The sequence below is a fragment of the Pannonibacter phragmitetus genome (assembly GCF_050510895.1).
In the GTDB taxonomy this organism is placed as follows: Bacteria; Pseudomonadota; Alphaproteobacteria; order Rhizobiales; family Stappiaceae; genus Pannonibacter; species Pannonibacter phragmitetus_B.
Genome location: NZ_JBNINT010000001.1, coordinates 1,617,669 through 1,643,184 on the forward strand (window position 1 = coordinate 1,617,669; position 25,516 = coordinate 1,643,184).

General features: G+C 61.8%; 24 protein-coding genes, 1 tRNA gene and 3 pseudogenes. 17 read left to right on the forward strand and 11 right to left on the reverse strand.

All coding sequences use genetic code 11. From position 1 onward, the window contains the following. The first annotated feature begins 83 nt into the window (after positions 1-83). From ACQB61_RS07575 to ACQB61_RS07595, 5 genes are all read left to right on the forward strand, one after another. Complete coding sequence (locus ACQB61_RS07575; RefSeq protein ID WP_430512134.1) at positions 84-1,697, forward strand: glucan biosynthesis protein; 1,614 nt, start codon at positions 84-86, stop codon at positions 1,695-1,697. A 32-nt stretch (positions 1,698-1,729) separates the two neighbouring features. Next, complete coding sequence (locus tag ACQB61_RS07580; RefSeq protein ID WP_430512135.1) at positions 1,730-2,089, forward strand: hypothetical protein; 360 nt, start codon at positions 1,730-1,732, stop codon at positions 2,087-2,089. 5 nt (positions 2,090-2,094) lie between these two features. Then, complete coding sequence (gene mdoH, locus ACQB61_RS07585; protein WP_430512136.1) at positions 2,095-4,032, forward strand: glucans biosynthesis glucosyltransferase MdoH; 1,938 nt, start codon at positions 2,095-2,097, stop codon at positions 4,030-4,032. 9 nt (positions 4,033-4,041) lie between these two features. Then, the gene (locus tag ACQB61_RS07590) at positions 4,042-4,344 is read left to right on the forward strand and encodes a phosphatidylglycerophosphatase (RefSeq protein ID WP_430512137.1); all 303 of its coding nucleotides are present in this window, start codon (positions 4,042-4,044) and stop codon (positions 4,342-4,344) included. Between the two features lie 108 nt (positions 4,345-4,452). After that, positions 4,453-5,100: a hypothetical protein gene (locus ACQB61_RS07595; protein WP_430512138.1), complete on the forward strand. Its 648-nt coding sequence runs from the start codon at positions 4,453-4,455 to the stop codon at positions 5,098-5,100. On the opposite strand, the gene ACQB61_RS07600 is transcribed toward ACQB61_RS07595, so the two are convergent. Both ACQB61_RS07600 and ACQB61_RS07605 read right to left on the reverse strand, forming a co-directional pair. Then, a complete protein-coding gene (locus ACQB61_RS07600; RefSeq protein WP_430512139.1) occupies positions 5,029-5,415 on the reverse strand; it encodes a cupin domain-containing protein in 387 nt (128 codons plus the stop codon). The genes ACQB61_RS07595 and ACQB61_RS07600 overlap by 72 nt on opposite strands. Positions 5,416-5,461: 46 nt before the next feature. Further along, positions 5,462-5,764: an alpha/beta fold hydrolase gene (locus tag ACQB61_RS07605; protein ID WP_430512140.1), complete on the reverse strand. Its 303-nt coding sequence runs from the start codon at positions 5,762-5,764 to the stop codon at positions 5,462-5,464. 45 nt (positions 5,765-5,809) lie between these two features. Here ACQB61_RS07605 and ACQB61_RS07610 point away from each other — a divergent pair, with 45 nt between their 5' ends. Next, complete coding sequence (locus tag ACQB61_RS07610; protein WP_430512141.1) at positions 5,810-6,166, forward strand: ArsR/SmtB family transcription factor; 357 nt, start codon at positions 5,810-5,812, stop codon at positions 6,164-6,166. Between the two features lie 230 nt (positions 6,167-6,396). Here the strand turns inward: ACQB61_RS07610 and ACQB61_RS07615 are convergent, their stop codons facing one another. Next, positions 6,397-6,645: a DUF6455 family protein gene (locus ACQB61_RS07615; RefSeq protein ID WP_430512142.1), complete on the reverse strand. Its 249-nt coding sequence runs from the start codon at positions 6,643-6,645 to the stop codon at positions 6,397-6,399. A gap of 135 nt (positions 6,646-6,780) precedes the next feature. On the opposite strand from ACQB61_RS07615, the gene ACQB61_RS07620 reads away from it, so the two are divergent. From ACQB61_RS07620 to ACQB61_RS07650, 7 genes and pseudogenes are all read left to right on the forward strand, one after another. Next, positions 6,781-7,605: a hypothetical protein gene (locus ACQB61_RS07620; protein WP_430512143.1), complete on the forward strand. Its 825-nt coding sequence runs from the start codon at positions 6,781-6,783 to the stop codon at positions 7,603-7,605. A 305-nt stretch (positions 7,606-7,910) separates the two neighbouring features. After that, positions 7,911-9,347: a flagellar hook-length control protein FliK gene (locus tag ACQB61_RS07625; RefSeq protein WP_430512144.1), complete on the forward strand. Its 1,437-nt coding sequence runs from the start codon at positions 7,911-7,913 to the stop codon at positions 9,345-9,347. Next, positions 9,344-9,658: an EscU/YscU/HrcU family type III secretion system export apparatus switch protein gene (locus tag ACQB61_RS07630; RefSeq protein ID WP_430512145.1), complete on the forward strand. Its 315-nt coding sequence runs from the start codon at positions 9,344-9,346 to the stop codon at positions 9,656-9,658. The genes ACQB61_RS07625 and ACQB61_RS07630 overlap by 4 nt, the downstream gene beginning before the upstream one ends. Positions 9,659-9,839: 181 nt before the next feature. Beyond that, positions 9,840-11,321, forward strand: coding sequence for an Asp-tRNA(Asn)/Glu-tRNA(Gln) amidotransferase subunit GatB (gatB, locus tag ACQB61_RS07635; protein ID WP_430512146.1), 1,482 nt, complete (start codon positions 9,840-9,842; stop codon positions 11,319-11,321). A gap of 75 nt (positions 11,322-11,396) precedes the next feature. Next, entirely contained in the window at positions 11,397-11,861 is a 465-nt protein-coding gene (locus tag ACQB61_RS07640) for an N-acetyltransferase family protein (protein ID WP_430512147.1), read from the forward strand. A 99-nt stretch (positions 11,862-11,960) separates the two neighbouring features. Beyond that, positions 11,961-12,676 (forward strand): annotated as a pseudogene (locus ACQB61_RS07645) (glutathione S-transferase N-terminal domain-containing protein). A 261-nt stretch (positions 12,677-12,937) separates the two neighbouring features. After that, a complete protein-coding gene (locus ACQB61_RS07650) occupies positions 12,938-13,684 on the forward strand; it encodes a GGDEF domain-containing protein (RefSeq protein ID WP_430512148.1) in 747 nt (248 codons plus the stop codon). 137 nt (positions 13,685-13,821) lie between these two features. Here the strand turns inward: ACQB61_RS07650 and ACQB61_RS07655 are convergent, their stop codons facing one another. The 5 genes from ACQB61_RS07655 to ACQB61_RS07675 form a co-directional block, all read right to left on the reverse strand. After that, a complete protein-coding gene (locus tag ACQB61_RS07655) occupies positions 13,822-14,286 on the reverse strand; it encodes a DUF2147 domain-containing protein (RefSeq protein WP_430512149.1) in 465 nt (154 codons plus the stop codon). Positions 14,287-14,476: 190 nt separating this feature from the next. Beyond that, positions 14,477-15,343: a polyphosphate kinase 2 family protein gene (locus ACQB61_RS07660; protein ID WP_430512150.1), complete on the reverse strand. Its 867-nt coding sequence runs from the start codon at positions 15,341-15,343 to the stop codon at positions 14,477-14,479. Positions 15,344-15,418: 75 nt separating this feature from the next. Beyond that, a complete protein-coding gene (locus ACQB61_RS07665; RefSeq protein WP_430512151.1) occupies positions 15,419-16,759 on the reverse strand; it encodes a TRAP transporter large permease in 1,341 nt (446 codons plus the stop codon). Next, positions 16,752-17,237 carry a TRAP transporter small permease gene (locus tag ACQB61_RS07670; RefSeq protein WP_430512152.1) on the reverse strand — a complete coding sequence of 162 codons (486 nt, stop codon included), beginning with the start codon at positions 17,235-17,237 and terminating at the stop codon, positions 16,752-16,754. Before ACQB61_RS07670 ends, ACQB61_RS07665 begins: the two co-directional genes overlap by 8 nt. A 122-nt stretch (positions 17,238-17,359) precedes the next feature. Further along, the gene (locus ACQB61_RS07675) at positions 17,360-18,364 is read right to left on the reverse strand and encodes a DctP family TRAP transporter solute-binding subunit (protein WP_430512153.1); all 1,005 of its coding nucleotides are present in this window, start codon (positions 18,362-18,364) and stop codon (positions 17,360-17,362) included. A 271-nt stretch (positions 18,365-18,635) separates the two neighbouring features. Between ACQB61_RS07675 and ACQB61_RS07680 the strand changes: the two genes are divergently transcribed. The 4 genes and pseudogenes from ACQB61_RS07680 to ACQB61_RS07695 all read left to right on the forward strand — a co-directional run bounded on the left by ACQB61_RS07680 (position 18,636) and on the right by ACQB61_RS07695 (position 22,818). Continuing rightward, the gene (locus ACQB61_RS07680; RefSeq protein ID WP_430512154.1) at positions 18,636-19,445 is read left to right on the forward strand and encodes an IclR family transcriptional regulator; all 810 of its coding nucleotides are present in this window, start codon (positions 18,636-18,638) and stop codon (positions 19,443-19,445) included. A gap of 80 nt (positions 19,446-19,525) precedes the next feature. Then, positions 19,526-21,144 (forward strand): annotated as a pseudogene (locus ACQB61_RS07685) (acyl-CoA synthetase). Positions 21,145-21,170: 26 nt separating this feature from the next. Further along, positions 21,171-21,928: pseudogene (locus tag ACQB61_RS07690) on the forward strand (SDR family NAD(P)-dependent oxidoreductase). After that, a complete protein-coding gene (locus ACQB61_RS07695; protein WP_430512155.1) occupies positions 21,925-22,818 on the forward strand; it encodes a DUF296 domain-containing protein in 894 nt (297 codons plus the stop codon). The pseudogene ACQB61_RS07690 and the gene ACQB61_RS07695 overlap by 4 nt, the downstream one beginning before the upstream one ends. Before the next feature lie 15 nt (positions 22,819-22,833). Here ACQB61_RS07695 and ACQB61_RS07700 read toward each other — a convergent pair whose 3' ends face one another. From ACQB61_RS07700 to ACQB61_RS07710, 3 genes are all read right to left on the reverse strand, one after another. After that, positions 22,834-24,405 carry a caspase family protein gene (locus ACQB61_RS07700; protein WP_430512156.1) on the reverse strand — a complete coding sequence of 524 codons (1,572 nt, stop codon included), beginning with the start codon at positions 24,403-24,405 and terminating at the stop codon, positions 22,834-22,836. Between the two features lie 274 nt (positions 24,406-24,679). Continuing rightward, positions 24,680-24,754 (reverse strand) — tRNA-Glu (locus ACQB61_RS07705). A gap of 239 nt (positions 24,755-24,993) precedes the next feature. After that, entirely contained in the window at positions 24,994-25,434 is a 441-nt protein-coding gene (locus ACQB61_RS07710) for a VOC family protein (RefSeq protein WP_430512157.1), read from the reverse strand. Between the last annotated feature and the right edge of the window lie 82 nt (positions 25,435-25,516).

Genomic DNA, 25,516 nt, shown 5'->3' on the forward strand with positions numbered 1-25,516 from the left:
TTATTGTCTCAACGCTTTGTGTCCGGTGCGACCTCCAAAGCCCTCCTGCATCGCTGGTGACCTACTTTCCTCGGGCAATTGACGTGATCGATCGACGCAAGTTTCTCGTGACCAGTTCGCTGTGTCTCGGCTCCCTTTCTGGTGCCGTGGGGCTGTTGCCGCGTGCCGCGCTGGCTCAGGATGGCACTGCTGCGCCTGCTCCTGCCGCTCCGGCTGCCCCCGCAACGGCTCCCGCGCCGGCGTTTTCGTTTGATGCACTGGTGGAGCAGATGCGCCAGAAGGCGCGCGAGGCCTACCAGGAAAGCACCGCGGAACTTCCGGAGCGTTTTGCTACGCTCGATTACGACCAGTACCGCGCCATCCGTTTCCGTCCGGACAAGGCTGTCTGGCGTGACGCCGGTGTGAACTATGAAGTGCAGGCCTTTCCTCCGGGAGGGCTCTACAGCAAGCCTGTGCAGATCTATGAGGTCGATGGGCCGAACCTGCGCGAGCTGCATTTCACAGGTGCGGATTTCGAATACCGTGAACCGCTCACCGCAGCTGATTTTGAGGGGCAGGATCTGCCCGGTGTTGCCGGCTTCCGGCTGCACTATCCTCTGAACCGGCCGGAGTACAAGGATGAGCTGATCGCCTTCCTTGGCTCCAGCTATTTCCGTGCGCTTGGTAAAGGCTCCATCTATGGCCTGTCCGCACGCGGGCTTGCCATTGATACGGCAGCCGGCCGGCCGGAGGAGTTTCCGCGTTTCACGCGTTTCTTCATTGAACGGCCGCAGCCGGGGCAGAACAGCCTCAAGATCTGGGCCGAACTGGAGAGCGAGCGGGTGACCGGTGCCTATGCTTTCGTGGTGACGCCGGGCATCAACACCGAAGTCGAGGTGGATGCGCGCATTTTCCTGCGCGGGGATGTGGACCGTCTGGGCATTGCGCCGCTGACTTCCATGTATCTCTTTGGCGAGAATGACCGGATGGGGTTCGATGACTTCCGTCCCGAGGTCCATGACAGCGACGGGTTGCTCATCCTGCAAGCATCCGGCGAACGTCAGTGGCGGCCGCTCGTCAATCCGCGCAATCTGGCCTTGTCTTTCTTCTCAGCTGAAAAACTGCAGGGCTTTGGTCTGATCCAGAGAGACCGCAGCTTCGAGAACTATCAGGACACGGAGGCCAAGTATGAGCGCCGTCCGTCCTTGTGGATCGAGCCCCTGGATGACTGGGGGCAGGGCCATGTGATGCTGGCGGAAATTCCTTCCCAGAAGGAAATTCACGACAACATTGCTGCCTTCTGGGTTCCGGCAGAGCCTGCGAAGGCTGGCGCCGAGCTGCGGTTCCGCTACCGCATGTACTGGGGCCGCGAACCGGAGCCCGGCACTGAGCTTGCGCAGATCACGGATACCCGCACGGGCCACGGCGGCAGCGCGGCCTCGGATTACGACAGCGCGTTGCGCAAGTTCGTCGTCGAATTCAACGGTGGCCCGCTGATGTCGATTGGCGGTGACGCGGCGCTTGAACCGAAACTTTGGGCTCAGAATGCAGAGGTGCGCAATCCGCAGCTTCAGCAACTGCAGCCCGGACACTGGCGTTTCATCTTCGACCTTTACAGGGAAGACGCGAACCAGCCGTCCGAAATGAGCTTGTCCCTGTTCTTGAATGGCAAGGCAGTGACAGAGACCTGGATGTACCAATGGAACAAAACGGTTTGAATGGGGTTGTCATGGGAGACCAGGAGGCTTCTATGTCGATTGAAACGGACTTTGCCGCAGATGCTGAAATGTCAGCGGTTGCAGTTGGTTTGGAGTTTGTCCGCACCCATACTGGCCGGGCGGACGTCGAGGATGCCGTGCTCTTGCAGGCAGTGACCGAGACGCTCGCGCTGCTTGGATTGGAGCGGAGCGCAGAGGATCTGCTTGCGCAGGCTGACCGGGATGCGGCCACGCTGCGTCTTGTCGCCTCTTGTATGGCACTTCCGCAGCCGCAGGTCGCTCTGGCGATGCCCGAGCATGACCTGCAGGGATATTTCTTTCCGGCCCGTCTGCGTTCGGCTGCCGGCTTCCGCGGCCTTTTCGGTGCTCAGCCGCCGGTGGGTGAGGGCTGATATCCATGATCGGGTCGGGGGAAAGCCGCCTCGCGGTGGCAATCCGGCGTATTGGAGCTTTCGTGCTGGCGGCGACCCTGACGGTCGCCGCCGCTTCCATGTTTGGCACGGTGGTTCAGTCGGATGGATTTGACTGGGTCGACATTCTGCGCATCGCGCTGATTGTCATCACCGCATTCTGGCTGGCCTGGGGTGCCTGTACGGCGCTGCTGGGCGTGCTTTTCACGCCCCCGCAGGTTCCTGCCGTACAAAGCCGCCCGGCCGGGCGGACCGCCATTCTGGTGCCGGTGTACAATGAAGATACCGGCCCCGTCTTCGCTCGGATCGCGGCCATGTACCGATCCATCGAGGCGGCGGGCTACATTGATCTTTTCGATGTGCATGTGCTTTCGGACTCGACCAAGGCCGCGAGTGTCGCCGCCGAAAACGAGGCCTATCGCTCGGCGCTGATCAGTCTGAAGGCAGGCGGTCATCTCTATTACCGCAACCGCAGCCCGAATGTGGGGCGCAAGGCCGGCAATATCGCGGATTTCATCCGCACGTCGGGCGGCGCCTATTCCTACATGCTGGTGCTGGATGCCGACAGCCTGATGCGCGGTGAAACCATTATTGAAATGGTCCGCCGCATGGAGGCCGAGCCCAAACTGGCATTGCTGCAGGCATTGCCGCAGGTCATTGGTCTCAGCACGCTGTTTGGCCGGATGCTGCAGTTCTCTGCCGCCTTCTACTCGCCGGTCTTCACCCGGGGCGTGGCGGCGTTGCAGGGCACGGAGGGCCCGTTCTGGGGGCACAATGCGCTCATCCGTGTGCGGGCCTTTGCCGAAAGCTGCGGTATGGGCGCGCTCACCGGCAAGCCGCCGTTCGGCGGGCACATTCTCAGCCACGATACGGTGGAAGCGGCCATGCTGGCCCGTGACGGCTGGACCGTGCGTGTCGATCCGGATCTGGAAGGCTCCTACGAAGAAGCGCCCGCCAATATCGTGGCTTACGCAAAGCGTGACCGGCGCTGGTGCCAGGGCAACCTGCAGCATGCCAGGCTGCTAATCGCGCCGCGCTTCCGGCTGTGGAGCCGGATCTCGATCCTTCAGGGCATTTTCGCTTATCTGTCTTCACCGATCTGGCTGCTGTTCATCATCGCAAGCCTTGCAGCGCCGCTGTTCGCGCCGCCGCCGGTCTATTTCGATGCGTCCTCGCCATTCCCGGTGTTCCCGCATCCGGAGACGACGACGGCACTGGCGCTGCTGTTCGGCGTGGTGGCACTTCTGATCCTGCCAAAAGCCATCCTGCTTGTGCGGGCACTGGTTCGGCGGGATTCCAGGAATTTCGGCGGTGCGATCTGCGTCACCCTGACGGCGTTTCTGGAGCTTGTTTTCACCTCCATGCTGGCGCCGGTGCATATGATGTTTCAAAGCCGGTCCGTTCTGCAGATCCTGCTCGGGGCCGATTCCGGCTGGCCTGCAGCCGATCGTGCAGATGGCTCCATGTCCTTTTGGGATAGCGTCAAGGCAACCTGGTGGATGGCCATTGGCGGCGCTGCCGCCTTGGTGTTTGCCTATAACTACACACCGGATCTGCAGCTCTGGTTGATGCCGATTGCCCTGCCTCTGGTGTTCGCGCCGCTTCTGGTCTTCCTCACCTCTTCCGTGATGGTAGGGCAAGCCTTCCGCCGGCTTCGCCTGTTTGTGACACCCTTCGAGACGAGATCCGGAGCCGGTGATTGCCGATCTGGAGCGCACGCTGGAAGCAGGCGCCGACGCTCCGGCATCGCCGCTTGCAGCCAAGGCGGCGCAGGCGGTTTGATCCAGACAGCCATATTCTGCCAATGCAGGCGCGGGGCAAAGGTCCCGCGCCTTCTCGTTTGTGAATACGCCCCGCCTGTCCACCTGTGTGAAAACGCCGCGCAGGCCCTGCAAAGGCTCGCCAGCGGACCGATCGCGGGCTAGAGTGTGCGTATGATTGATGTTTCGGCTATGTGGGCGGATCTTTTCGAATTCGCCGGACTTCTCAACCCGATTGCACTCGCGATCGGTGCTGTCATGGGCTATTTCGCGGCGCAGCGGCGGCAGATTGTTATTGCAGCCTTTGCGGCAGCGGTTTTTTCGCTGATGGCTGACGCGCTGCTGCGTTCCATTGGCTTGCCTCAGTTTGCAGCGCAGGCAGGACCACTCGCTGCCTTTCCCTTCCGGTTTGCAGGCGGCGGTATTCTGGCTCTGGCCGTGCATCTGGTTTGCCGGCGCAAGGCGGAGAAGGCCTGACGCTGTCCTTCTGCCCGGCGGCAGCGATGCGGCATTAGGTAGCAAAAGCCACCAGATCCAATCCCAAGTTCCCGGTATGTATCCGAATGGCATACGGGAGCGCATGGCATGGGATTCGAGGACGAGCTGAGACAACGTCGACATGCGATCGAGACGCAGATCGGCGAACTGCGGGCGCAGGCGAAGGCGCTCGAGGTGGTGCTCACGTCGTACGATGCCGTCCTCGCTCATTGCGATCCGAACGCATCGCCGATCCAAGCCTTGGCGAAGACGAAACGTCCGGCACCAGTGCCCCTGCCGCCCGAACTCCAGCGTCTCAACAAGACCGAGGCGGTGTTCGAGACGCTGCGTGAGGCCGGACGGCCGATCTCAACGGCGGAATGCGTCGCCGCCATTGCGACGCGTCAGGGCGTTGCCGCCGACCATCCCGGATTGCGGCGTTTCGCAAGCCACGTCTCGGCGACGCTGAGCAGCCTTCTGCGACGGGAGCGAGTTCGCCAATCGCACGCGCCCGACGGCCGGACATTGCTGCATAGCTGTCGTTATTCCACCGTGAAAGGAACGACAGCTTTCCACGCGGTCGAGCTGATCTGCGAAGCGAGAGCCGAAACCCGTACCGGTCGGACGGGTTTCGACCCAGATGAGACGTTCATGCGTTTCCGCGTGAATGTCCGCTTCGAGCCACTAAGCTTCGTCCCGAAACGTATAGCTGATGTTTTCCAGCCGATCGGTCGCGAACGCATAGAAGAAGCGTAAGCGGTCTGGCGTCGGTGGCACCCCGTGAAACGAGCCGCCCGGGATGAAGAGCAGCGTTTCCGGCTTAAGCCGATAGAGCCGACCGTCCACTTCGACGTCGGCTTCGCCCTCCAGACCGAAATAGATCTCAGCTTCGGGATGACGGTGAACAGCCCATTGGTCGCCGGCAGAGAAGGTCATGATGCCTGCGGCGAAACTATCGCTGTCCGTGACGCTTGATGAGAGTATCTGGCGATACAGGTAGCTCCCCCTGTTTGGGTCGGACCATTCCTCGTCGGCGCAATCTTTGGGATCGATAAGCAGGGGGCGGGGCATGACGAGGTCTCCAAGGTGAAGAAAGGTAGATATGGCCGTGAGGTCCTTACGACGACAGCATGACGGCAATGATGGCTTCGGGCGCGTCCTCTTGGACGAGATGACCGGCGTTCGGAATGATGACGAGAGGTCGAACCGAGATAAGTTCAACGAGCCGATGGCCCTGGGCGATCGGAATCCGGCCGTTTTCCCTGTCCCATAGAACCGTTACGGGACAGTCGAGGCGTTCGTAAGCCGTCTCGATCTCGTGGGTGTAGCGCTGATCCATTTGTGCGATCTGACGACAAAACGCCTTCTGACCGCACTCGCCGCGCTGGCCTTCGAAGAGAAATGTCCGATCCAGCTCCAAAGCAGTGCCCTACCCATTTACAATTAGCGATATTGCGATATATGTATGGGTATGAATGATCGGTCAACTCAAATCCGCGCGATGGCCAGCGAGCAGCGCCTCGACATTCTCCGGCTTCTCAAGTCTCCTGGAGACCGGTTCAGGGGTCAGGAGTCGGCCGATCCGGTGGAGTTCGGCGTCTGTGTCACGCTCATCGCCGATGCCCTTGGTGTCAGTCAGCCGACGGCCAGCCGGCATATCGATCTCCTTCGCCAGGCTGGCTTCCTGACGATCAGGCGCCATCAAAAATGGTCCTACTGCCGGCGCGACGAAGCCGCCCTTGGCGATTATTTCGACTGGTTGCGTGCCGAGATCTCGCCGGGTTCCGCGTTGGCCGAACCCTCAAAGGGAAAGGAGGAATGATGGCCGCGGTAAGAGGAAGCGGTAAGCGCCGCACGTTGATACCGTCATTGGCAGGATGAATGGCAATTTCGTCCCGCGTAGCTGCCGTTAGCCGGCGACCACGCGAATGGCAGGTCTCCACCCGTTGCAGTCGTTCCCACCGCCATCTTTCGTTCGATGAAACGTCATCATTACCAACGGTTTGAACCAACTCTGGTGGCTTTTGCTACCTAATGCCGTAGCGATCAGCCCTAGCGGGTCCATTCCTTGAAGAGATTGGCATTCGGGCAGATTGCCGGAGCATGTGCCGCACCTTCTGGATGCGCATCCAGCCACTCGCGGCATTCCTTGGTGTGACCGCAGCTGAGGCAGCGCGTGGCTGCGACACGCAGGTCATTTGCACCGCTGAAGCCTGAGTTCTGTTTGTTGACGGCACCGATGGCGCTCATCATGCGGCCCATCAGCTCGGCTCGTTCGTTCAGTCTGTCCATCCAGCTCATGAAGTTTCCTCCTGCCGGGCAGCCCCGGATTTGGCTCATATTTCTCTGGCAAACAGCTTTGCGCCTTGACCCCGATCAAGCCAGGCCGAACAATGTGTCAGTCAGTGAGCGCAAATTTGCGGAAGGGCGCATGCAGTGACGCAGGTTTCAAGCGGCCAGGTGACGGCTCCCCAGACAGCGGCTCCAGCGCTTGAGGCGCTGCCCGCCGGTGCGCAGTTGCGCGGTCAGGTCGTCAGCGGTGCGCCGGAGGGCATGATGCGGCTCGCGGTGGGCCCGGCCAGGCTTGACGTTAAGGCTGACATGCCGCTGCCTGCAGGCACTCCGGTGCTGATCGAGGTGGAGCAGCCAGCCCCTGCGATGCTGCTGAAGGTGAGTGCAGACGAGACCGCGCTTCAGGGGCGCAGCCTTCCGCAGGGGAGTGCGGGTCAACGCGGCGCCAGCACGGCGACAGGTCAGGCTGCGTCAGCTGCAAGTCTTCAGGCCCTGCAACTCAAGTCCGCCACTGCGCTGGCTCAAGCGGCAGGCGGCGCCACGCCTGCGCAAGCAGCGATCCAGACTGGAACGGCTCAAGCGCGGCCTGTATTGGCAAATGTCGACCTTTCCACCTTTGTCCTGCTGAAGGCCGATACGAATGCACCGGCAGCGGCTCCCGGTCCAACGCCTCAGGCCTCAGCTTCCAACTCTCCAGTCACCGGTGTCGCAACATCCGGCTCTGCTGCGGGCGGGCAATCCGCTGCGCCTGTTCCAGCAGGGGGCAGGCTTCCGTGCTGCCCCAGCCTCAGACCGGAGCGCAACCCGCGGCACCTGCCGCTGCGGACACGGCAGGGCGTGGTCAGGTGCCTGGTCCGGCATCTGTTGCAGGGGCGGCGCCTTTGGCGCCCCCACCATCCGCTGCTGTATCGGGGCAGGCTGTGGGAGCAGGAGCCGCCGGATCTTCAGCACAGTTGCCTGATGCGGTAACTTTACCCGCTCCGACAGCAACTGCCGGGCAGGCCCAGACACAGGTACTGCCACAGACACTGACACAGGCACCAGCCCAGCCCCAAACCCAGTCCATGGGGCAGGCTATGGGCCAACCGGCCACGCCTGCCGTCAATCAGGCGGCCAATCAAGCTGCCAGTCCGGGAACGAGCCCGGCATCTGGTCTGGTCCCGGCCCAAGTTCAAACACAGGCGGCAGGCCTGCCGGCGGCCAGTCAGCCGCAAGCTCCAGCCTTGCCGTCCGCGTCAGGAGCGTCTGCTGCCGCTGCCGGTATAGCTGGGGCTGTGGCGGATGTCCCGGTCGCGGCAAAGCCTCCCGTCCTGTCCGTCACAAGCCAGCCAGCCTCTGGCGCTTCCATGATTGCGGCTAATCCGGCAGGCACAGCTCCCGGATCTGGCCTTGCGGCTGCGCCGGGGCTTGGCCAGTCAGGTCAGCCAAATGCCGGAGCCGCGACATCAAGTGCTGCCGCGAATGCAGCTTTGCCGCAGACCGCAGGCCCGCTGGCTCCCACTTCCTCTTCCATTTCCTCTTCTGGCGCGGCTTCCGGCATCAACGCGCATATGTCTGCCCTCGCGCAAACTGCGGCTGGTTCAGGTGCCTCGCTCTCACGTCCTTCTCTGTCCGGTGCGCAGGCCGATGCGGAGCTTCAGGCGCTGGCGCGCGGGCCGGGGCCATTGACGGCCGCAGGTGAAGCGGCGCGCGCGCTGGACCCGCAGGCGCTGAAGGGAGCGCTGGCCGAACCGGCACAGGCACGCACGGTGCTGTCGGCGCTTATGGCCAGTGCCGCCAAGCTGGACACGGCCGCGCTTCCGCCGGCCGGACAGAAGCTGGTCGAAGCCTTGAAGGGCTTGCAGGCGGATGCAGACAGTCTGGCCGATCCTGCAAGGCTGAAGGCGGCGGTAGATGCTGTTCTCGGCCTTGCGGCATCAGGTGCGGGCGCCATGGCGGCAGGTTTGCCACGCCAGGCGGGTGTGCCGCAAAAGACTGACGGTCTGACGGCACTTCTGGTCCGGCTGGCGGGCCTTGCCGATGAGGTGCTTGCTGCCCAGCCACAGTTGCCCTCTGGCCGCAAGGGCGCGGCGCAGGCAGGCCGTGGTGGCACGCCTTCCAGCCTTGATCCGGAAACGGCCACGGCGCTGGCGCAAAAGACCGGCGCCGAGGTTGGCGAGCGCGTGCGCCTGCAATCTGTCTCGCGCATGGCTGCGGAGTATCTGATCCGGGACATGGCCCGGACCGCAGGCAAGGGACCCGCCCAGGACATTCAGTCGGGGCATGTCCGCTCCGCGTCCGGCGCGGCGGCAGGATCCGCTCCGGCCGGAGCTTCCTCCGGTGCACCAGCGGCGCGGCCGGTGGATGTGTCGCTGGATCTGCCTGTGCTGGTCGACGGGCAGTCACGTGTCCTCAGCCTCAGGATTTCACGCGATCCGCAAGATCCTGATGTGCCACCCGATCCCAAGGGGCCGGAATGGCGTGTGCGTTTCAGCCTCGATTTACCCGAAGGCGGGCCGGTGGAGGCTGCGGCTGGGCTGCGTGGCACCAGCAGCTATGTCACGCTGCGCGCTGCCGAGGAGGAGACACTTGCCGGGTTCCTCAGCCGCCGCGAAACGCTTGCAGCGCTCTTTGCCGATGAAGGGCTGGATCTTGAGGATCTGCGCATCCTGAAGGCAAAGCCTGAAACCGCTCCGGCCATTGCGCCGCTGCCGTTGGACCGCAGTTCATGAAGAAGCCCGGGACGCCGGATACTGCTCCGGAGGGAGTGCCGGCCAGAGCACCCCGCAAGCTTGCCATTGCCCTGCATTATGACAAGCGCAGCGCACCGCGTGTTTCGGCCAAGGGCATGGGGCCGGTGGCCGAACGGATTGTCGAGATCGCCCGTGAGGCAGGGGTGCCGGTTGAGGCCAACTCGCCGCTGGCTGAGGCCCTTTCGCATCTGGAGCTGGATGAAGAAATTCCCGAGGCGCTCTATCAGGCGGTGGCGGTGCTGATCAGTTTCATCCTGCGCAAGGGCAAGGCACCCAATCCGCCGGGATGAGGGGAGGCGGCTTTCATCTGCAATTTCCAGCGAGCGGGCGGGCTCTCCCTCTTGCAGGCAGGGCAAATCCCGTCTAGGCAACAAGTGCGTGCGCCTGCGCAGCCAGACCTTCTGAAACGGATGTCGTAGCGATTGCGGCAAGCGCACAACCGGCCGGAATTTTAACAGGATTAGAGATCAGATGACGATTGTCGAGGCACGCAAGCCCGATCCGAAAAAATTCATCAAGGGAGCAACCGGTGACTGGGAAGTCGTAATCGGCATGGAAGTCCATGCGCAAGTGACATCCCAGGCCAAGCTCTTCTCGGGCGCTTCGACGGAATTTGGCAATGATCCCAATGCGAATGTCAGCCTCGTTGACGCGGCCATGCCCGGCATGCTGCCCGTGATCAACGAGGAATGCGTGGCGCAGGCGATCCGTACGGGCCTTGGCCTGAAGGCGCAGATCAATCTGAAGTCGGTGTTCGACCGCAAGAACTATTTCTATCCGGATCTGCCGCAGGGCTACCAGATTTCCCAGTTCAAGCAGCCGATCGTCGGCGAGGGCGTTATCATCCTCGACATGCCGGACGAGCGCGTGGAAGTGGGCGTCGAGCGCTTGCATCTGGAGCAGGATGCGGGCAAGTCCCTGCATGACCAGCATCCGACCATGTCCTTCGTGGACCTGAACCGCTCCGGCGTGGCGCTGATGGAAATCGTCTCCAAGCCGGATCTGCGGTCGGCGGACGAGGCAAAGGCCTATCTCACCAAGCTGCGCATCATCCTGCGCTATCTGGGCACCTGCGACGGCAACATGGATCAGGGGTCCATGCGCGCCGATGTGAACGTCTCCGTGCGCCGCCCGGGCGAAGGTTTCGGCACGCGCTGCGAGATCAAGAACGTCAACTCCATCCGCTTTGTCGGTCAGGCCATCGAGTACGAAGCCCGCCGTCAGATCGCCATTCTGGAAGACGGCGGCTCCATCGATCAGGAAACCCGCCTCTATGACGCGGTGAAGGGCGAAACCCGCTCCATGCGCTCCAAGGAAGAAGCGCATGACTACCGCTATTTCCCGGACCCGGATCTGCTGCCTCTGGAGTTCACGCAAGCCTATGTCGATGAGCTGGCACTGCATCTGCCGGAATTGCCGGATGACAAGAAGGCCCGCTTTGTCGCGGACTATGGCCTGACGCCCTATGACGCGGACGTTCTGGTGGCCGAGAAGGTGTCCGCAGACTTCTTTGAATCCGTTGCCAAGGGCCGCGACGCCAAGATGGCGGCAAACTGGGTGATCAACGAGCTGTTTGGCCGTCTCAACAAGGAAGGCCTGACCATCGAGACCAGCCCGGTGAATGCAGGCCAGCTCGGCGGTATCATTGATCTGATCAAGGAAGGTACCATCTCGGGCAAGATCGCCAAGGATCTGTTTGAGATCATCTGGACCGAGGGCGGCGAGCCGGCAGCTGTCGTGGAAGCGCGCGGCATGAAGCAGGTGACCGACCTCGGCGCCATTGAGGCCGTTGTCGATCAGATCATCGCTGCCAACCCGGACAAGGTTGCCCAGGCCAAGGAGAAGCCGACGCTACTCGGCTGGTTCGTCGGCCAGGTGATGAAGGAATCCAAGGGCAAGGCCAATCCGCAGGCAGTCAACGACCTGCTCAAGGCCAAGATCGGTATCGAGTAAGCCGGGCCCTTCGTATCTTGATGTCTTTACGCCCCGGACCAATGGCCCGGGGCGTTTTCATGTGGAGGTGAGGCAATGGATGGATTTCGGATCGAAAAGGCAAGGCCGGAGCATCTGGCAGACATTCTTGCCATCATGAATGCCGGGGCTGTCGGGGCCCGGGTGGGGCAGGAGAGCGAGGATCCGGAGGATTATCGCGCTGCCTTTGACGCAATTCTCAGTGCGGCTGAAACGGACATTTATGTGGTGCTCGGCGGGGCGGACGGCTCACAAGTTCTGGCGACCTATCAGATCATCTTCGAGAAAGGTCTCGCGTTCCGAGGCCGTGGACGTGCTTGCCTTGAAAGCGTTCATACACGGGCGGACATGCGCGGCAGAGGTATCGGCAAGGCAATGGTGCAGCACGCCGAGGCTTTGGCGCGGGCGAGGGGTGTTGCCCTCGTTCAGCTCACCTCGAATCGCATCCGCCTCGATGCCCATCGCTTCTATTTGCGCGAAGGCTATGACCAGAGCCATCTTGGATTCAAGAAGATGCTTTGAGGCTCCCGGGGGCGTGACTTGCCCGAAGGGCGCGGCTGTCCTAGCTTGGGCTGCAAGAGCAGGCGCGTGCCTGCGCTGATCCCATGACTGGAGCCCCTGATGCCCGTGACCCAGACTGCACCCATCGAACTGCATTACTGGCCGACGCCGAACGGCTGGAAGATCTCGATCCTTCTGGAGGAGCTCGGCGTTCCCTATGACGTGAAATACGTCAATATCGGCAAGGGGGAGCAGTTCCGTCCCGAGTTCCTGGCCATTGCTCCGAACAACCGCATGCCGGCGATTGTTGACCCCGAAGGTCCGGGCGGTGCGCCCATTTCCGTGTTCGAATCCGGTGCCATTCTGCAATATCTTGGCCGCAAGTTCGGTCAGTTCTATCCGGTAGACGAGCGCAAGCGCGCCGATGTGGAACAGTGGCTGATGTGGCAGATGGGGGCTTTGGCCCGATGCTCGGCCAGAACCACCACTTCCGCATCTATGCCCCTGAAAAGATCCCCTACGCCATGGACCGGTATCTCAATGAAACGCACCGGCTCTACGGCGTTCTCAACAAGCAGCTGGAAGGTCATGACTACGTTGCGGCAGATGAATACACCATCGCCGACATGGCCATCATCGGCTGGGCACAGGGCTGGAAGAATCAGGGCATGGACCTGGAAGAATTCCCCCATGTGAAGGCCTGGAAGGCCCGGCTGGAAGAGCGCCCTGCCGTCCAGCGTGGGCTTGCCGTTGGCCGCGAGGAACGCGAACGTCAGGCTTCGCTTGCCGATGACAAGGACGCGCAGAAGGTTCTGTTCGGTCAGCGCGCCCGCTAACTTGTCTGGCTGCGGGGGCAAGGCCTCCGCAGCCGTGGTCCTCGCAGGGGCGCCAATCATCAGATGTACGAGGTGCGCGCGCCCCTTGATAAAAATATCAATTCGACTGCAAATCCTGTGCGCGACGCTGGTCTTTAACAGCTGATTTCATTGCTTCTTTAGTGTTTTGCCGGATCTTGTCGGCTTGCTGCTAGTGTGCGTTTGACGCTGGTGCCACTTCAAGATCATGGGAACAAGTCAGTGACAGGAAGATTGATCGATATGTCTGCGACCGGCCGGATGCGTGTCTGGTTGCTCACGGGCTTGATCACGCTGTGTGTCATGCTGCTGGCGGTGGTGGCGGACAGTTACAATCTGCCCGACCTTGAGCCGGAGCATCGCTTCTGGTCCCTGTCGATTGCCTTGATCATGTCTATCGTCACGATGGTGCCCTTTTGTTTTGTCGTGTTCAACCGGCTGCGTCAGGCCGCGTTGCGCGAGAAGGAGCTGGAGGTGCTGGCGACCAGGGACAGCCTGACCTCTGTCTTGAACCGCGGTGCCTTCACCATGCTGGTTTCCGCCTATCTCGATGATGCGCGACTGCAGGAACAGGCCGCAGAGGGCGCCTTGCTGATCGTGGATGCCGATCACTTCAAATCGATCAACGACACTTTCGGCCACCAGACTGGTGACACCGTTCTCAAGGTGATCGCGCGCGCCATCAGTTCCCCCTTACGCAAAGCCGATCTGGTCGGACGGGTCGGCGGCGAAGAGTTCTGTGTTTTCCTTCCGGGAATTACTGCTGAGGATGCGCGGGGCATTGCCGAGGCGATCCGCTGCAGCGTGCGTGAGGCAGCACAGCTGCTTCAGACACCAGTTCCGGCAGTTTCGGTCAGCGTCGGCGGCGTCGCTTTCAGGGAGCCTGTCGCCTACGACCGGCTGTATGAAGTTGCGGACCTGCTGCTCTACAAGGCCAAGAACGGTGGCCGTGACCGTATCGAATTTCAGCATTTCGGCGTGCTTGCCTGATCTTTGGGGAGCCAGGGCTGCCTATCTGCCGGGGCTGGCGGCTGACATGATTGCCGCCGCCTCACCGAACTCGCTGAAACCCTCCAGTGCCGGCTCTCCGCGCCTTGAATAGGCTTGGATGCCGAACGGATCTGGGATCACTTCACCCGTGACCAGGTCTCTCCCTTGCAGATCAGGCCGCCCATCACGCAGCCTTCCAGCGTCATCTTGTCGGCTCCATCCATCTGGATGAATCCGGTGTAGGTCTTGCCGTCCTCGGCATTGTAGACTTGGCCCTTCCATTGCCCGTCCTTGCCGGTCGCTTTCATGCCGAGAACGATCTGGGTGCCGAGCAGAGGCTTGCTCTGTTTTGCCGGATCCGGGTTCTTGGTGTCGTTGCGCGGTTCTTTCAGCCAGACGATTGTGCCGCAGAGATTGCCGCCGCACGGTGCGATCTTGATGCGTGATGAGCCGCTGGGGCGTGTCCATTCGCCCGAAGCATCCGCGGCATACGCGGAAGAGGCCGGCATCAGCAGTATCAGAGAAGCAGCCAGAAGCATGCCGCCGCCAAGTTTGGCAGACAACCGGCCGGCTGATGAGTTGCGGACAAGTGAAAGCATCATTGCGTGTCTCCTCCCAAGGCAACAGTCTGCCTCCTCAAGCAGACAAGATGCCGTTTACGCAAAGGGAAGGCTATGACGTTTCGATGCGGCTGAAAAGCCATGCCCTAAGGGAAGGGAGAGGCTAAATTTTCACGGCGTGAAATGCCCGCATAACATGCGGGCACAAGCAGCCTCATGCGGCAAAGGTCCGTCAGGCCTCGGCACTGGCGGCCGCAACGGCTGCGTGATAATGGCGGCGGATGTCCTCCAGATCGACACTCACCTTCGGGGTCTTCAGGTCCATGGACTGAAGCGTTTCCTCGATGATCCGTGCGACGGCAAAATTGCGCACCCATTTTCGGTCGGCCGGGATCACATACCAGGGCGCGTCCTTGGTGGAAGTGCGTTCCAGTGCATCTTCATAGGCCTTGGTGTAGGCGTCCCAATGCTTGCGTTCGGTGTAGTCCGCCTCGCTGATCTTCCACTGACGCGTCGGGTCATTGAGGCGGACGGCAAAGCGTTCCAGCTGCTCTTCCGGGCTGATGTGCAGGAAGAACTTGAGAATGCGTGTGCCGCTGGCCGTCAGAAGCTGCTCGAAGGCATTGATGTGGTCGTAGCGGGCGCGCCAGACTTTCTCCTCCACCATTTCATGTACCCGCACCACGAGCACATCTTCATAGTGGGACCGGTTGAAGATACCGAATTCACCCTTGCCCGGCACTGCCTTGTGTACGCGCCAGAGGAAGTCATGGGCGAGTTCCTGTGCCGTCGGCTGCTTGAAGGATGTCACCTTCACCCCTTGCGGGTTGAGCCCCGACATGACCTTGCGGATCGTGCCGTCTTTGCCCGCCGCATCCAGACCCTGCAGGACGACGAGCAGAGAGGAGCGCGCATCCGCATAGAGCATGAACTGCAGCTGTGCGAGCGATTGGGTGACTTCCGCCGTACGCGCCTCTGCCGCGTCCTTGTCGTGCCCGTTGGGCTTGTCTGCGGTGGGCCAAGCTGACAGATCGACCTTCTGGCCCGGCTTCACCCTGAGGGTTTCAAGCCAATCACGTTCTTCCTGACTGCCGGCCATGCTGGTCTCCCTTGGTTGCTCTGCCGGCTGACAATGACTTCCGCAGCCGGCAAAGGCAACAACGCGGCAGCAGCCTCAGGGTTTCAGCCATTCCACCAGCACGAGCGACATGCCGGGGATGGCGCAGACCACGGCGAGGCCGATGAGGCTGGTGAGGAGGAAGGGCAGTACACCTTGGGCAACTCGCTCCAGTGGTAGTTTCGTAATGTTTGCAGCCACATAGAGGTTGATGCCAACAGGTGGTGTGAAGAGACCGATGGCAAGATTGATCATCACCACAACGCCGAACCACACCGGGTCCCAGCCCAGATGCTGAGCCACCGGCAGGAAGATCGGCAGGCAGATGAACATGATGGTCACCGCATCCATGAACATGCCCGCGATCAGCAGGATGAGCATGATGACCAGCAGGATCACCCACTGATTGTCCGAAATGCCGAGCAAGGCCATGGAGTATTTGCCGATGAGATCGTCAACGGTCACGACCCAGCCAAAAAGGCTGGCATAGGCAACCACGAGCATGACCACCGCCGAGGAGGCAGCCGCTTCCGCCAGAGACTGATAGAGCCCGCGCAAGGTCAGCGTGCGGTAGATGAGGCCGCCCACGAGCAGGGCATAGACTGTGGCGACGAGGGCGGCTTCCGTTGGCGTGAAAGCACCGGAATAGATGCCGCCGAGGATGACCACCGGCGTCAGCAGCCCCCAGAAGCTGGAGACGAAGGCGCGGCGCAGGCGCTGGCCATAGGGCAGGCCTGTATCAGGATCGGCCGGAAGCAGGCGCTTCAGCGTTTCGGCGCCCCTGGCGGGATCGCCGCTGCGCGCGAAGGGCAGGGCGGCGAGCATCAGCAGTCCAAGAAACAGGCCGGGAATAATGGCGGCGATGAAGAGGCTCGAAATCGAGGCTTCGGCGATGACGCCATAGATCACGAGGCCGATGGAGGGCGGGATGACGATGGAAAGGGCAGCGCCCGTGCAGACCAGCCCGGCGGAGAAGGCCTTCGGATAACCGTCCTCCTCCATGCCCTTGATGATCAGCGGCCCGATGGCAGCAACGGAGGCTGGCCCTGAGCCGCTGACCGCGCCCCAGAACAGGCAGACGGTGGTGCCGACAATGCCCATGCCACCGGGCAATCCGCCGATGAGCACGCGGAAGAAGCGGATCATCCGCTCCGCAATGCCGAGACTGCCCATCAGGGTGCCGGCAAGAATGAAGAAGGGGATCGCCAGCAGAGAATACTTGGCAATGCCGGTGGCGATGAGGTCGCCTGCCATTTCCAGGCCGAAGCCGATGGACCACATGGCATAGAAGGCGGAGAGCCCCAGCGCAAAGGCGACGGGCAGCCGCAGGGCAAGCAGCAGGAAGAAGATCACAATCATCTGCGTGCCTGCGCCCATATCCGTCCAGAACTCAAGCATTGGCTTTTCCTTCCGCGCAGAGTGCACGCCAGCAATCGAGGCTGTATTGGAGGTGGCGCAGCAGGATGAAGGCAAAGCCTATGGGCAGGGCGAAACTGTAGTACCAGGCCGGAATCTGCAGCGCGTAAGATTGTACGCCGCTTTTCATCTGGCTCTGGACGAGCTCGAATGTGTATTTGGCGGAGAGGGCCAGCAGCACGGCGGACATGAGCGTGGCGAAGATCAGCATCGCCTTGCGCAGCGGTTGTGGCACCATCTCGTAGATCAAAGTGACCGCCAGATGGTCGCCCTTGCGCGCCGCCACGGCTGCGCCGAACACTGTCAGCAGCAGGAATCCGTTCGTCAGGATCTCTTCCGTCGAGGCGAGGGAATAGCTGGTGGCATAGCGCACCACCACATTGACGAAGCCAAGCAATGTCATGCCGGCGAAGATGATGGCGCAGATGAGTTTTTCTGCCTCACGCAGCAGGAAGTACATGCGGACAGGCTCCACGGCTGACAGACCGGATCTTCGGGGTAGGCCCAGTGGATTGGGGATCAGACCCAAGGTGAGGGCAAACGGCGCGCCTGCCAAACGGGCAGCCGCGCCGCAAGACCCGCCTACTGCTTGGCGGCGATGGTGTCCGTGAAGGTCTTCACCAGCTCCGGGCCGACTTTTTCAGACCACTTGTCAAAGGCAGGCTTCGTGGCGTCACGGAAGGCCTGCAGTTCTTCGGCCGTCGGCTCGTAGATTTCCATGCCCTTTTCCTTCAGCAGCTCAATGCCGCTGGCGGTCGCCTGACGGGTGATGTCCTTCTGGTAGGCCATGGCTTCGCTTGCGGCCTGCTGGACCTTGGCCTTGGTGGCGTCGTCAAAGCTTTCCCAGCGCTTACGGCTGATGCCGAGGAAGACCGGATCATAGGAATAGTGCCAGGTGGACAGGTACTTCTGCACTTCATAGACGCGCTGAGGAATGATCACGGCGCCGATGGGATTTTCCTGCCCGTCGACCACACCTTGCTGCAGGGCAGTGAAGGTCTCGGTCCATTGCATCTGCTGCGGATTTGCGCCGAGCGAGTTCATCACGTCGATATACATCGGCCCTGCAACGCGCATCTTCAGGCCCTTCATGTCTTCGGGGGACTTGATGGGCCGCACGTTGTTGGTGACTTCACGGAAGCCGTTTTCACCCCAGGCCAGCACGATGATATCGTGGGTGGCCATGATTTCCTTCATCTTGTCACCCGGTGCGCCGTCGGTGGTCGCATCGACGGCGTCGTAGCCCGAATAGAGATAGGGGAGCGAGAAAACTGCCATTTCTGGCACAAGCGGCGTCACGTTGATCGCCGAGGTGACGACAAAGTCGAGGAAGCCACGGCTGACCATCTCGGCCTGCTTCATCTGGTCGCCGCCCGAAAGGGACGCATTCGGGAAGACCTTGACGTCGTAGGCGCCATCGGTCGCTGCACTGAGCAACTCGTTGAACTTTTCCGCACCCTTGTGCCACGAGGTGGCATCACCCGTGTTGTGCGACAGGCGCAGGGTTTCCGCCGAGGCAGTGCCCATCAGGGCCGCCAGGGCAACAGTGGCCGTCAGTGCGAGCCGGTTCAGCTTCTCGAACTTCATTGTGTCTCCTCCACATTTTTCCACTCAGGGATGTGCGTCCCCTGAGCGTGCCGTCATGCTACCTGCAGCTCTATCCGGTCCTTGAAGGCGTTGCTGTTTCCCTCCCGCAACGCCCTAAGATCCATAATATGGAACTCGTGCAGATCCAATCCGTTTCAAGACAATAGCCTCTTGCGGCTCTGTAGCAAGAAGAAATAAGCTTGTTCTTGTGTTGATGCGGAAAAGGTGGATTTTAGGTCCATAATATGAACCACTTGGAAGCGGCCTGCAGATGCTGAATGGCTCACAGAGTGTCGATCGCGCCCTGTCGCTTTTGTCGAGGGTGGGGCGCTATGCGGCTGCGGGTGCACCGTTGTCCGTGCTTGTCGAGGAAAGTGGCCTCAACAAGCCGACGGTGCGCCGCCTGCTGCTGGCGTTGATCTGCGCCGGACTTGTCGAGCAGGACCTCGAGACGCGCCGCTACTATCCGGGAGCGGAAGCCTATGTGCTGGGCATCATGGCCGCGCGCCGGTTCAGTCTGGCGGAGATCTGCCTTGAGAGCCTGCGGCGCCTGTCCCGCCGCTCGGAGGACACGAGTTTCGTGTCGCTGCGGCGCGGTCTGTTTTCCGTGTGCCTGCACCGGGAGGAAGGGGCATATCCGGTGCGCACCCATGCGCTGCTGGCAGGACAGGAGCATCCCCTTGGCGTCGGAGCCGGGTCGCTGGCCATGCTGGCCGCGTTGCCTGATGAGGAGGTGGCGCAGGTTCTGGCCGAGAACGCGCCTGTCCTTGCCGATCGCTATCCGGCTTTGACGCCGGAGCAGATCGTTGAGCGGGTCGAGGAGACGCGCAAGCGGGGCTTTTCGCTCAATCCGGGGCTGATCTTTGCCAATTCCTGGGGGATCGGCGCTGCCATTCGCCATCCTGATGGGCAGGTGATTGGCGCACTCAGCATTGCGGCCATCGACAGCCGTATGCAGCCGCCGCGGCAGCAGGAGCTGGCCGGACTTCTGCATGAGGAAGTGTCTCGGGTGGAGGAAAAGCTCGCAGCCATGTTCGCCAGCCGCGAGCAAAAGGCCGCGGTGCGGGCCATGAGCGCCTGACCTTTTCGCCCGGCTTGAGGAGAGGCGGGCACGGAATTCGTTGTTTGGGAGGACAATCACAAGTGACAGGAACAAGCCAGATGCAGGACCTTGCGGCCGGGGTGGCGCCGGCCACTACGCGGGTGATGAACCTCAGCCAGTTCCTGACCCAGGCGGCACGCCGCCATCCCGATGCCATTGGCTTTGTCTGGGGGAGCAGCACTGGACGTGGGCGGAGATGGAGGCGCGCGCCGAGGCCATGGCCCACGCGCTGGTGCATGAGTTTGGTGTCCGCAAGGGCGACCGGGTGCTGATCCAGTCGGCCAACTGCAACCAGATGTTCGAATCCATGTTCGCATGCTTCCGGGCTGGGGCCGTGTGGGTCCCGGCCAACTTCCGCCAGTCGCCGGAAGAGGTGGCCTATCTGGCGGCGGCCAGTGGCGCAAAGGGCATGATCTGCGGCGCGCAGTTTCCCGCCTACGCTGCCGCCTGCCGGAGGGAAGCATCCTCGCTCGGCTTCATCATCTCCATTGGTGCATCGGAATTTGCAGAGGACTACGACGCCATCACCGCGCGCAACATGGGCCGCAAGCAGGCGCCGGTTCCGGTGTTCCGCGATGATCCGTGCTGGTTCTTCTTCACCTCCGGCACCACGGGCCGGCCGAAGGCTGCGATTCTCACACACGGCCAGATGGCTTTCGTCATCACCAACCACTTGTGTGATCTGATGCCGGGAACGGGGCCTGATGATGCTTCCATCGTCGTGGCGCCGCTGTCGCATGGTGCGGGCGTGCATCAGTTGACGCAGGTGGCCCATGGCGCCAAGACGATTCTCCCCGGATCCGAGAAGCTTGACGTGCCGGGCATCTGGGCGTTGATCGAGCGCTGGAAGGTGACGAATGCCTTCACCGTGCCGACCATCCTGAAGATGCTGGCGGAAGATCCTTCGGCGGATCAGTACGACCATTCGAGCCTGCGCTATGTCATCTACGCCGGTGCGCCCATGTACCGGGCGGACCAGAAGCGGGCGCTGGAGAAGCTCGGCAAGGTGATCGTGCAGTACTTCGGCCTGGGCGAGGTGACCGGCAACATCACCGTTCTGCCGCCCGCCCTGCATACGCTGGAAGATGGTCCGGACGCCCGCATTGGCACTTGTGGTTTCGAGCGCACCGGCATGCAGGTGGAGATTCAAGACGAGAATGGTGAGCCGGTGGCGCCGGGCGCGACAGGTGAAATCTGCGTCATCGGCCCTGCCGTCTTTGCCGGATATTTCAACAATCCTGACGCCAATGCCAAGGCCTTCCGCAATGGCTGGTTCCGCACCGGCGATCTTGGCCACATGGATGAGCAGGGCTTTGTCTATATCACTGGCCGCTCTTCGGACATGTACATCTCCGGTGGTTCCAACATCTATCCGCGTGAAATCGAGGAGAAAATACTCCTGCATCCGGACATCACCGAGACAGCCGTGCTGGGCATTCCCGATCCGGTGTGGGGTGAGGCAGGCGTTGCGGTCTGCGTGGCGCGCCCTGGCGCGGATCCTGCGGCCATTGATTTGCGCGGCTGGCTGGACGGCAAGGTCGCCCGCTACAAGCTGCCGAAAATCACCGTGTTCTGGGAGGCCATGCCCAAGTCGGCCTATGGCAAGATCACCAAGAAGATGATCCGGGAGGAACTTCAGCGCCGGGGTGAAATCCCCGCGCCGGATGCCGGAACCTGAACAGGGAATACAAGGGAGGAATTGGGATGAGTGATAAAGGCAAGGCGAAGGCTGTAGCCATCACCGGCGGCGCGTCTGGCATTGGCCTGGCAACTGCCCACAAGCTTCAGAGCCTCGGCTATGAACCCTGGCTTCTGGACCTGAAGGCCGAGGCTCTGGCTGCTGCCTGCGCGGAACTGGATATTCCGGCAGAGCGGGGCATCGTCTGTAACGTTGCGGATGAAACGTCGGTCGAGGCAGCCATGCGCATCATCGCCGCCGCCACCAGCCTTGCCGGTGTGGTCAACTCTGCGGGTATCGGCTTCGACCGCCCGGCTGTGGAGACCAGCGTTGAGGACTTCCGGAAGGTGATTGATGTCAACTTGACCGGCAGCTTCATTGTCTGCCGTTCGGCAGCGCGCCTGTGGCTTGAGAAAACCAGCCGGGCGCAATCGTCAACATCACCTCCATTTCAGGTCTGTGCGGTAACAAGGGCCGCTCGGCTTACGGCTCTTCAAAAGGCGGGTTGAACCTGATGACCCTGGTAATGGCCAATGAGCTTGGAGGGTCTGGAATCCGCGTCAATGCCGTTGCTCCGGGGCCTGTGGACACGCCGCTTGCACGCGCCGTGCATACGCCAGACGTGCGTGAGCAATGGCACAAGCGGGTACCGCTGCACCGCTATGGCCAGCCGGAGGAAGTGGCCAGTGCGGTTGCCTTCCTCCTCTCGGATGAGGCGTCCTACGTGAACGGCCAGGTGCTGGCCGTTGATGGCGGGTTCGTCACAGCAGGGCTTGCCGTATGAAGGGAGGGGCAGGCGGCGGCCTGCGCAGCATCCTCCATCCCGGGCCGGTTGAGGCTTCGCGCCTGCGCGTGGTTTCTTGCCGGGTGCGCCCGCTGCGGCTGGCATTGGAACCTGCTTCGGGTGAGACAATCCTTGCGACCCTGTCACGCGGGTTTGCGCAGGCGGGCTATGCGGCCGGTTATGTCAGCCTGCAGGACACGGCCATGGCGCGGATGAACTATGTGATTCCCGCCGCAAGCCCGGATGACAGCCACGCCGCCTGGTACAGCGCGACGCATGAAGGCGGGCCAGGCAGCCGGATTTCACGGGCTGGCTTGCATCTGGGTCAAAGGGATGGCGCGCCTTTTCTCCATTGTCACGGCATCTGGACTCCGGCGGGCGCGGCTGAGGCCATGGGGCATCTTCTGCCCTTCGAGGCGGAGCTGGCGGGACCGGTGGAGGTCGACGCTCTGGCCATTTCTGGGGCGCAACTGGTGACACGGCTCGACGCCGAGACCAACTTTGCTCTGTTCGCGCCAGAGCCTGCACCGCCTGCTCCCGGCGAAGCCGAGCGGGAGAGGGCAGGCAGTGCCCGTGGCCTGTTGCTGACCATCCGGCCAAATGTGGACGTCTGCGCCATGATTTCCGAGGCTTGCGAGGCTGCCGGCTTCGGAGCGGCCTCCGTGCATGGAATCGGATCACTGGTGGGGGCGGACTACGAGGACGGAACCTCCGTTTCGTCCTACGCCACGGAAGTACTGGTGCGCTCCGGTTCCTGGCGGCGCGGGCAAGGTACGTGCCTCGACATTGCCCTCGTTGGATTGGACGGGGCCATCAGCACTGGCATCCTGCAGAAGGGCTGCAATCCGGTCTGCGTGACTTTCGAGCTTCTTGTGACGGAGGCGGCCTGAGGAGTGCGTTACGGCTCAGCGGCGGATGCCATTCAGAATCCCGCCGATGGCACCGCCCAGAATCGCCGCTCCGGCGGCATCGATCATAGGGTCTCCCTCGGGCGCGGATCCCGGCGGCAGATGCTCTGGCTCAGCCGCGTAGATGGGTGAGCCATCGGCGGTGGTGCCGCGCTGCACCTGTTGCGGCGGGCGCTGGAACTGGCGCTGGGGCCGCTGCTGCTGCTGCGCCATTGCGGCCCGAAATTCGGCTTGGGTTTGTTCCTTCAGCAGTTCATATTCCTCTTCGGACATGCTGCCGGTTTGCTCATATTCGTTGTAGCTCTGCCATTCTTTGATGGCAGCGCGGGAGCGGGAGCCGAAAACACCGTCCGGCGTCCCCGCGTCATAGCCGGCAAGATTCAGGCGAAGCTGAACTTCCCGGCGCTTGAGCCGGGACCAGGCCGCTTCATCTTCCGTCTCTGCTGATGTGGAAGAGGCGCTGGCTGTGCCGGCCTTCTGTGTTCTGGTCCCTTCTGCTGCTGCCTCGTCTCCTTGCGTATCTGCCGTTGCCTCTTCTGTGACAGCCTCATCGGAGGCTGGAGCATTGGCCGCTTCAACGCGCTTGATCTGGTTGCGGGCAAAGTCGGCAAAGCTGCCATTCGGATAGGCGGCCAGATAGACGTTGTAGTCTTCCACAGTGCCGCCTGCTGACGCAGCATCCCACAGCGCTTTCTCCCGCTCCCACGCAAGAGTTGCACTGGTGGGAACCGTACCGGATGCGACAGCTGCCGCATCCTGAGAAACGGTGGTTTCCGTTGCCACATTTGCGGGGGCTGCGGAGCGGTTGAGATAGACTTCCCCGATCAGCGAGGCATTGACCCAAGGGCGTTGTTTTTGCCCGGTTTCCTTGAACACATCCCCGGTTACGCGGGTCATCACGGTTTGAATCGGTGTGTCCGGCGCATCGATGTGGCGCAGCAAGGCGCTGGTGAAGGGCGAATTGCTGCCTGTACCATCCAGAGCCACGTCACCGGGGCTCGTGGCGAAAGCAATGACGGAACCTTCCCCGCCCTGATCCTGCAACTTGAGCTCGGCAAGACCTGCACCAACTCCGGCCGAGCGCGAGGGATTCATCGACCTGGCCAGTGTGCGCGCCAGCGGGTTGTCGCGGCAGGCATCGAGAAACACCATCCGCACCTTTACGTCATTGGACATCTGACGCAGCACAAAGTCAGCGGAGATGGTTTCAAAATCCAGCGCCGTTTCGTCGTCGAACTTCGCATCCACGGGGACAAGATAATTCGTGCCGCCCACCTGCATGCCGTGCCCGGCATAGAACAGCAGAGCGACATCCGCGCCGCGCGCTTCCCTCGCGAATTCCGCAACGGTGCGCCGCATGGCCTGATAGTCGAGGTCATAGCCCGCGACCACCTCGAAACCGAGGCTTTTCAGCTTGGCTGACATGGCGCGCGCGTCATTGGCCGGATTGGGAAGGGCGACGGTGTGGAGATAGGCCCCGTTGCCCATGACCAGCGCAACGCGCTTTGCCAAGGCCGGGCTGATACCGGCCAGAACCAGGAGAAGACAGGTGAGCGCGCGCGCAAGCATCTTCAGGACCTTTCGCAGGGAAACGAAACCGGCAGCTTGTCAGGTTTTCGCTGCAAAAGTTTTGCCACGGCAGGCTGCATGCCTGCAAGCGCCCCGCGTTCGGTATCTGTTTTTTGCCACGGCCTGCACCGCCTGCAGGCCATAGGAAACAGAGACCATCAAGGCTCTGCATTCTGGCAGCGGGATTGCCAGGCAAGAACACTCAGCAGAGGGGAGATGCAAAAACGAAAAAGACGCCTAAGCGTCTTTTTCAAAATCACTCTCAGGAAGAGAGTGGTACGCCCAAGGGGAATCGAACCCCTGTTTTCGCCGTGAAAGGGCGACGTCCTGACCGCTAGACGATGGGCGCTTGACCGTGTGGCCCGTGTGGGCCGCGTCGTGTGAGGAGGCTTATAGGCAGATTGTTCGGAGGCTGCAAGAGGGTATTTGCATGTTTTTCCACAGGTCCGGAAGGGACGTGGCAGAGAGCTGGCAGCAGGCGCGGAAATCCGCGCCTTTTTGCCGGGCAAAATATCCACAGCCTTGATTTCAGACCATGATTTCCTGCCCGGCAGCGCCCATGCCTTCCCCGGATTCCGGGAAAAAGGCTTACCAGCTGCCGGTATTCGGCATGGATGACCAGGGTTCTGCCGGCTCCTTGGCGGCACCCTTCTGCAGAAGTTCGATCGAGATTCCATCCGGAGAACGGACAAAGGCCATGCGGCCGTCGCGCGGCGGACGGTTGATGGTGACACCTTTCTCCATCAGGCTGGCACAGAGTGCATAGATGTCGTCCACCTCGTAGGCGAGGTGGCCGAAGTTGCGCCCGCCGGTGTAGGTTTCCGGATCCCAGTTATAGGTCAGCTCCAGCAGCGGTGCTGCATGGGCCTTGCCGCTTTCCACGTCGTCGGCGGAAGCCAGGAAGATCAGCGTGAAGCGTCCGGCCTCGTTCTCGATGCGGCGGACTTCGGTCATGCCCATCTTGTTGCAATAGAAGTCGAGAGAGGCTTCGACGTCGGTCACGCGGACCATGGTGTGCAGGTAGCGCATCTTGATTCCCTTGTTTGATTTTCCGGAGAGTGCTGGCTTTGCGGCCGGGCTTGCCATGGGCTGCAGGCTTGCGCCACTCTCG

Bases quoted from the DNA above. Each gene is read 5' to 3' on its own strand.
- ACQB61_RS07580 (WP_430512135.1), top strand. From the start codon at position 1,730: ATGTCGATTGAAACGGACTTTGCCGCAGATGCTGAAATGTCAGCGGTT.
- mdoH (WP_430512136.1), top strand. From the start codon at position 2,095: ATGATCGGGTCGGGGGAAAGCCGCCTCGCGGTGGCAATCCGGCGTATT.
- ACQB61_RS07590 (WP_430512137.1), top strand. From the start codon at position 4,042: ATGATTGATGTTTCGGCTATGTGGGCGGATCTTTTCGAATTCGCCGGA.
- ACQB61_RS07595 (WP_430512138.1), top strand. From the start codon at position 4,453: ATGGGATTCGAGGACGAGCTGAGACAACGTCGACATGCGATCGAGACG.
- ACQB61_RS07600 (WP_430512139.1), bottom strand. From the start codon at position 5,415: ATGCCCCGCCCCCTGCTTATCGATCCCAAAGATTGCGCCGACGAGGAA.
- ACQB61_RS07610 (WP_430512141.1), top strand. From the start codon at position 5,810: ATGGGTATGAATGATCGGTCAACTCAAATCCGCGCGATGGCCAGCGAG.
- ACQB61_RS07615 (WP_430512142.1), bottom strand. From the start codon at position 6,645: ATGAGCTGGATGGACAGACTGAACGAACGAGCCGAGCTGATGGGCCGC.
- ACQB61_RS07630 (WP_430512145.1), top strand. From the start codon at position 9,344: ATGAAGAAGCCCGGGACGCCGGATACTGCTCCGGAGGGAGTGCCGGCC.
- gatB (WP_430512146.1), top strand. From the start codon at position 9,840: ATGACGATTGTCGAGGCACGCAAGCCCGATCCGAAAAAATTCATCAAG.
- ACQB61_RS07640 (WP_430512147.1), top strand. From the start codon at position 11,397: ATGGATGGATTTCGGATCGAAAAGGCAAGGCCGGAGCATCTGGCAGAC.
- ACQB61_RS07650 (WP_430512148.1), top strand. From the start codon at position 12,938: ATGTCTGCGACCGGCCGGATGCGTGTCTGGTTGCTCACGGGCTTGATC.
- ACQB61_RS07655 (WP_430512149.1), bottom strand. From the start codon at position 14,286: ATGATGCTTTCACTTGTCCGCAACTCATCAGCCGGCCGGTTGTCTGCC.
- ACQB61_RS07660 (WP_430512150.1), bottom strand. From the start codon at position 15,343: ATGGCCGGCAGTCAGGAAGAACGTGATTGGCTTGAAACCCTCAGGGTG.
- ACQB61_RS07665 (WP_430512151.1), bottom strand. From the start codon at position 16,759: ATGCTTGAGTTCTGGACGGATATGGGCGCAGGCACGCAGATGATTGTG.
- ACQB61_RS07670 (WP_430512152.1), bottom strand. From the start codon at position 17,237: ATGTACTTCCTGCTGCGTGAGGCAGAAAAACTCATCTGCGCCATCATC.
- ACQB61_RS07675 (WP_430512153.1), bottom strand. From the start codon at position 18,364: ATGAAGTTCGAGAAGCTGAACCGGCTCGCACTGACGGCCACTGTTGCC.
- ACQB61_RS07680 (WP_430512154.1), top strand. From the start codon at position 18,636: ATGCTGAATGGCTCACAGAGTGTCGATCGCGCCCTGTCGCTTTTGTCG.
- ACQB61_RS07695 (WP_430512155.1), top strand. From the start codon at position 21,925: ATGAAGGGAGGGGCAGGCGGCGGCCTGCGCAGCATCCTCCATCCCGGG.
- ACQB61_RS07700 (WP_430512156.1), bottom strand. From the start codon at position 24,405: ATGCTTGCGCGCGCGCTCACCTGTCTTCTCCTGGTTCTGGCCGGTATC.
- ACQB61_RS07710 (WP_430512157.1), bottom strand. From the start codon at position 25,434: ATGCGCTACCTGCACACCATGGTCCGCGTGACCGACGTCGAAGCCTCT.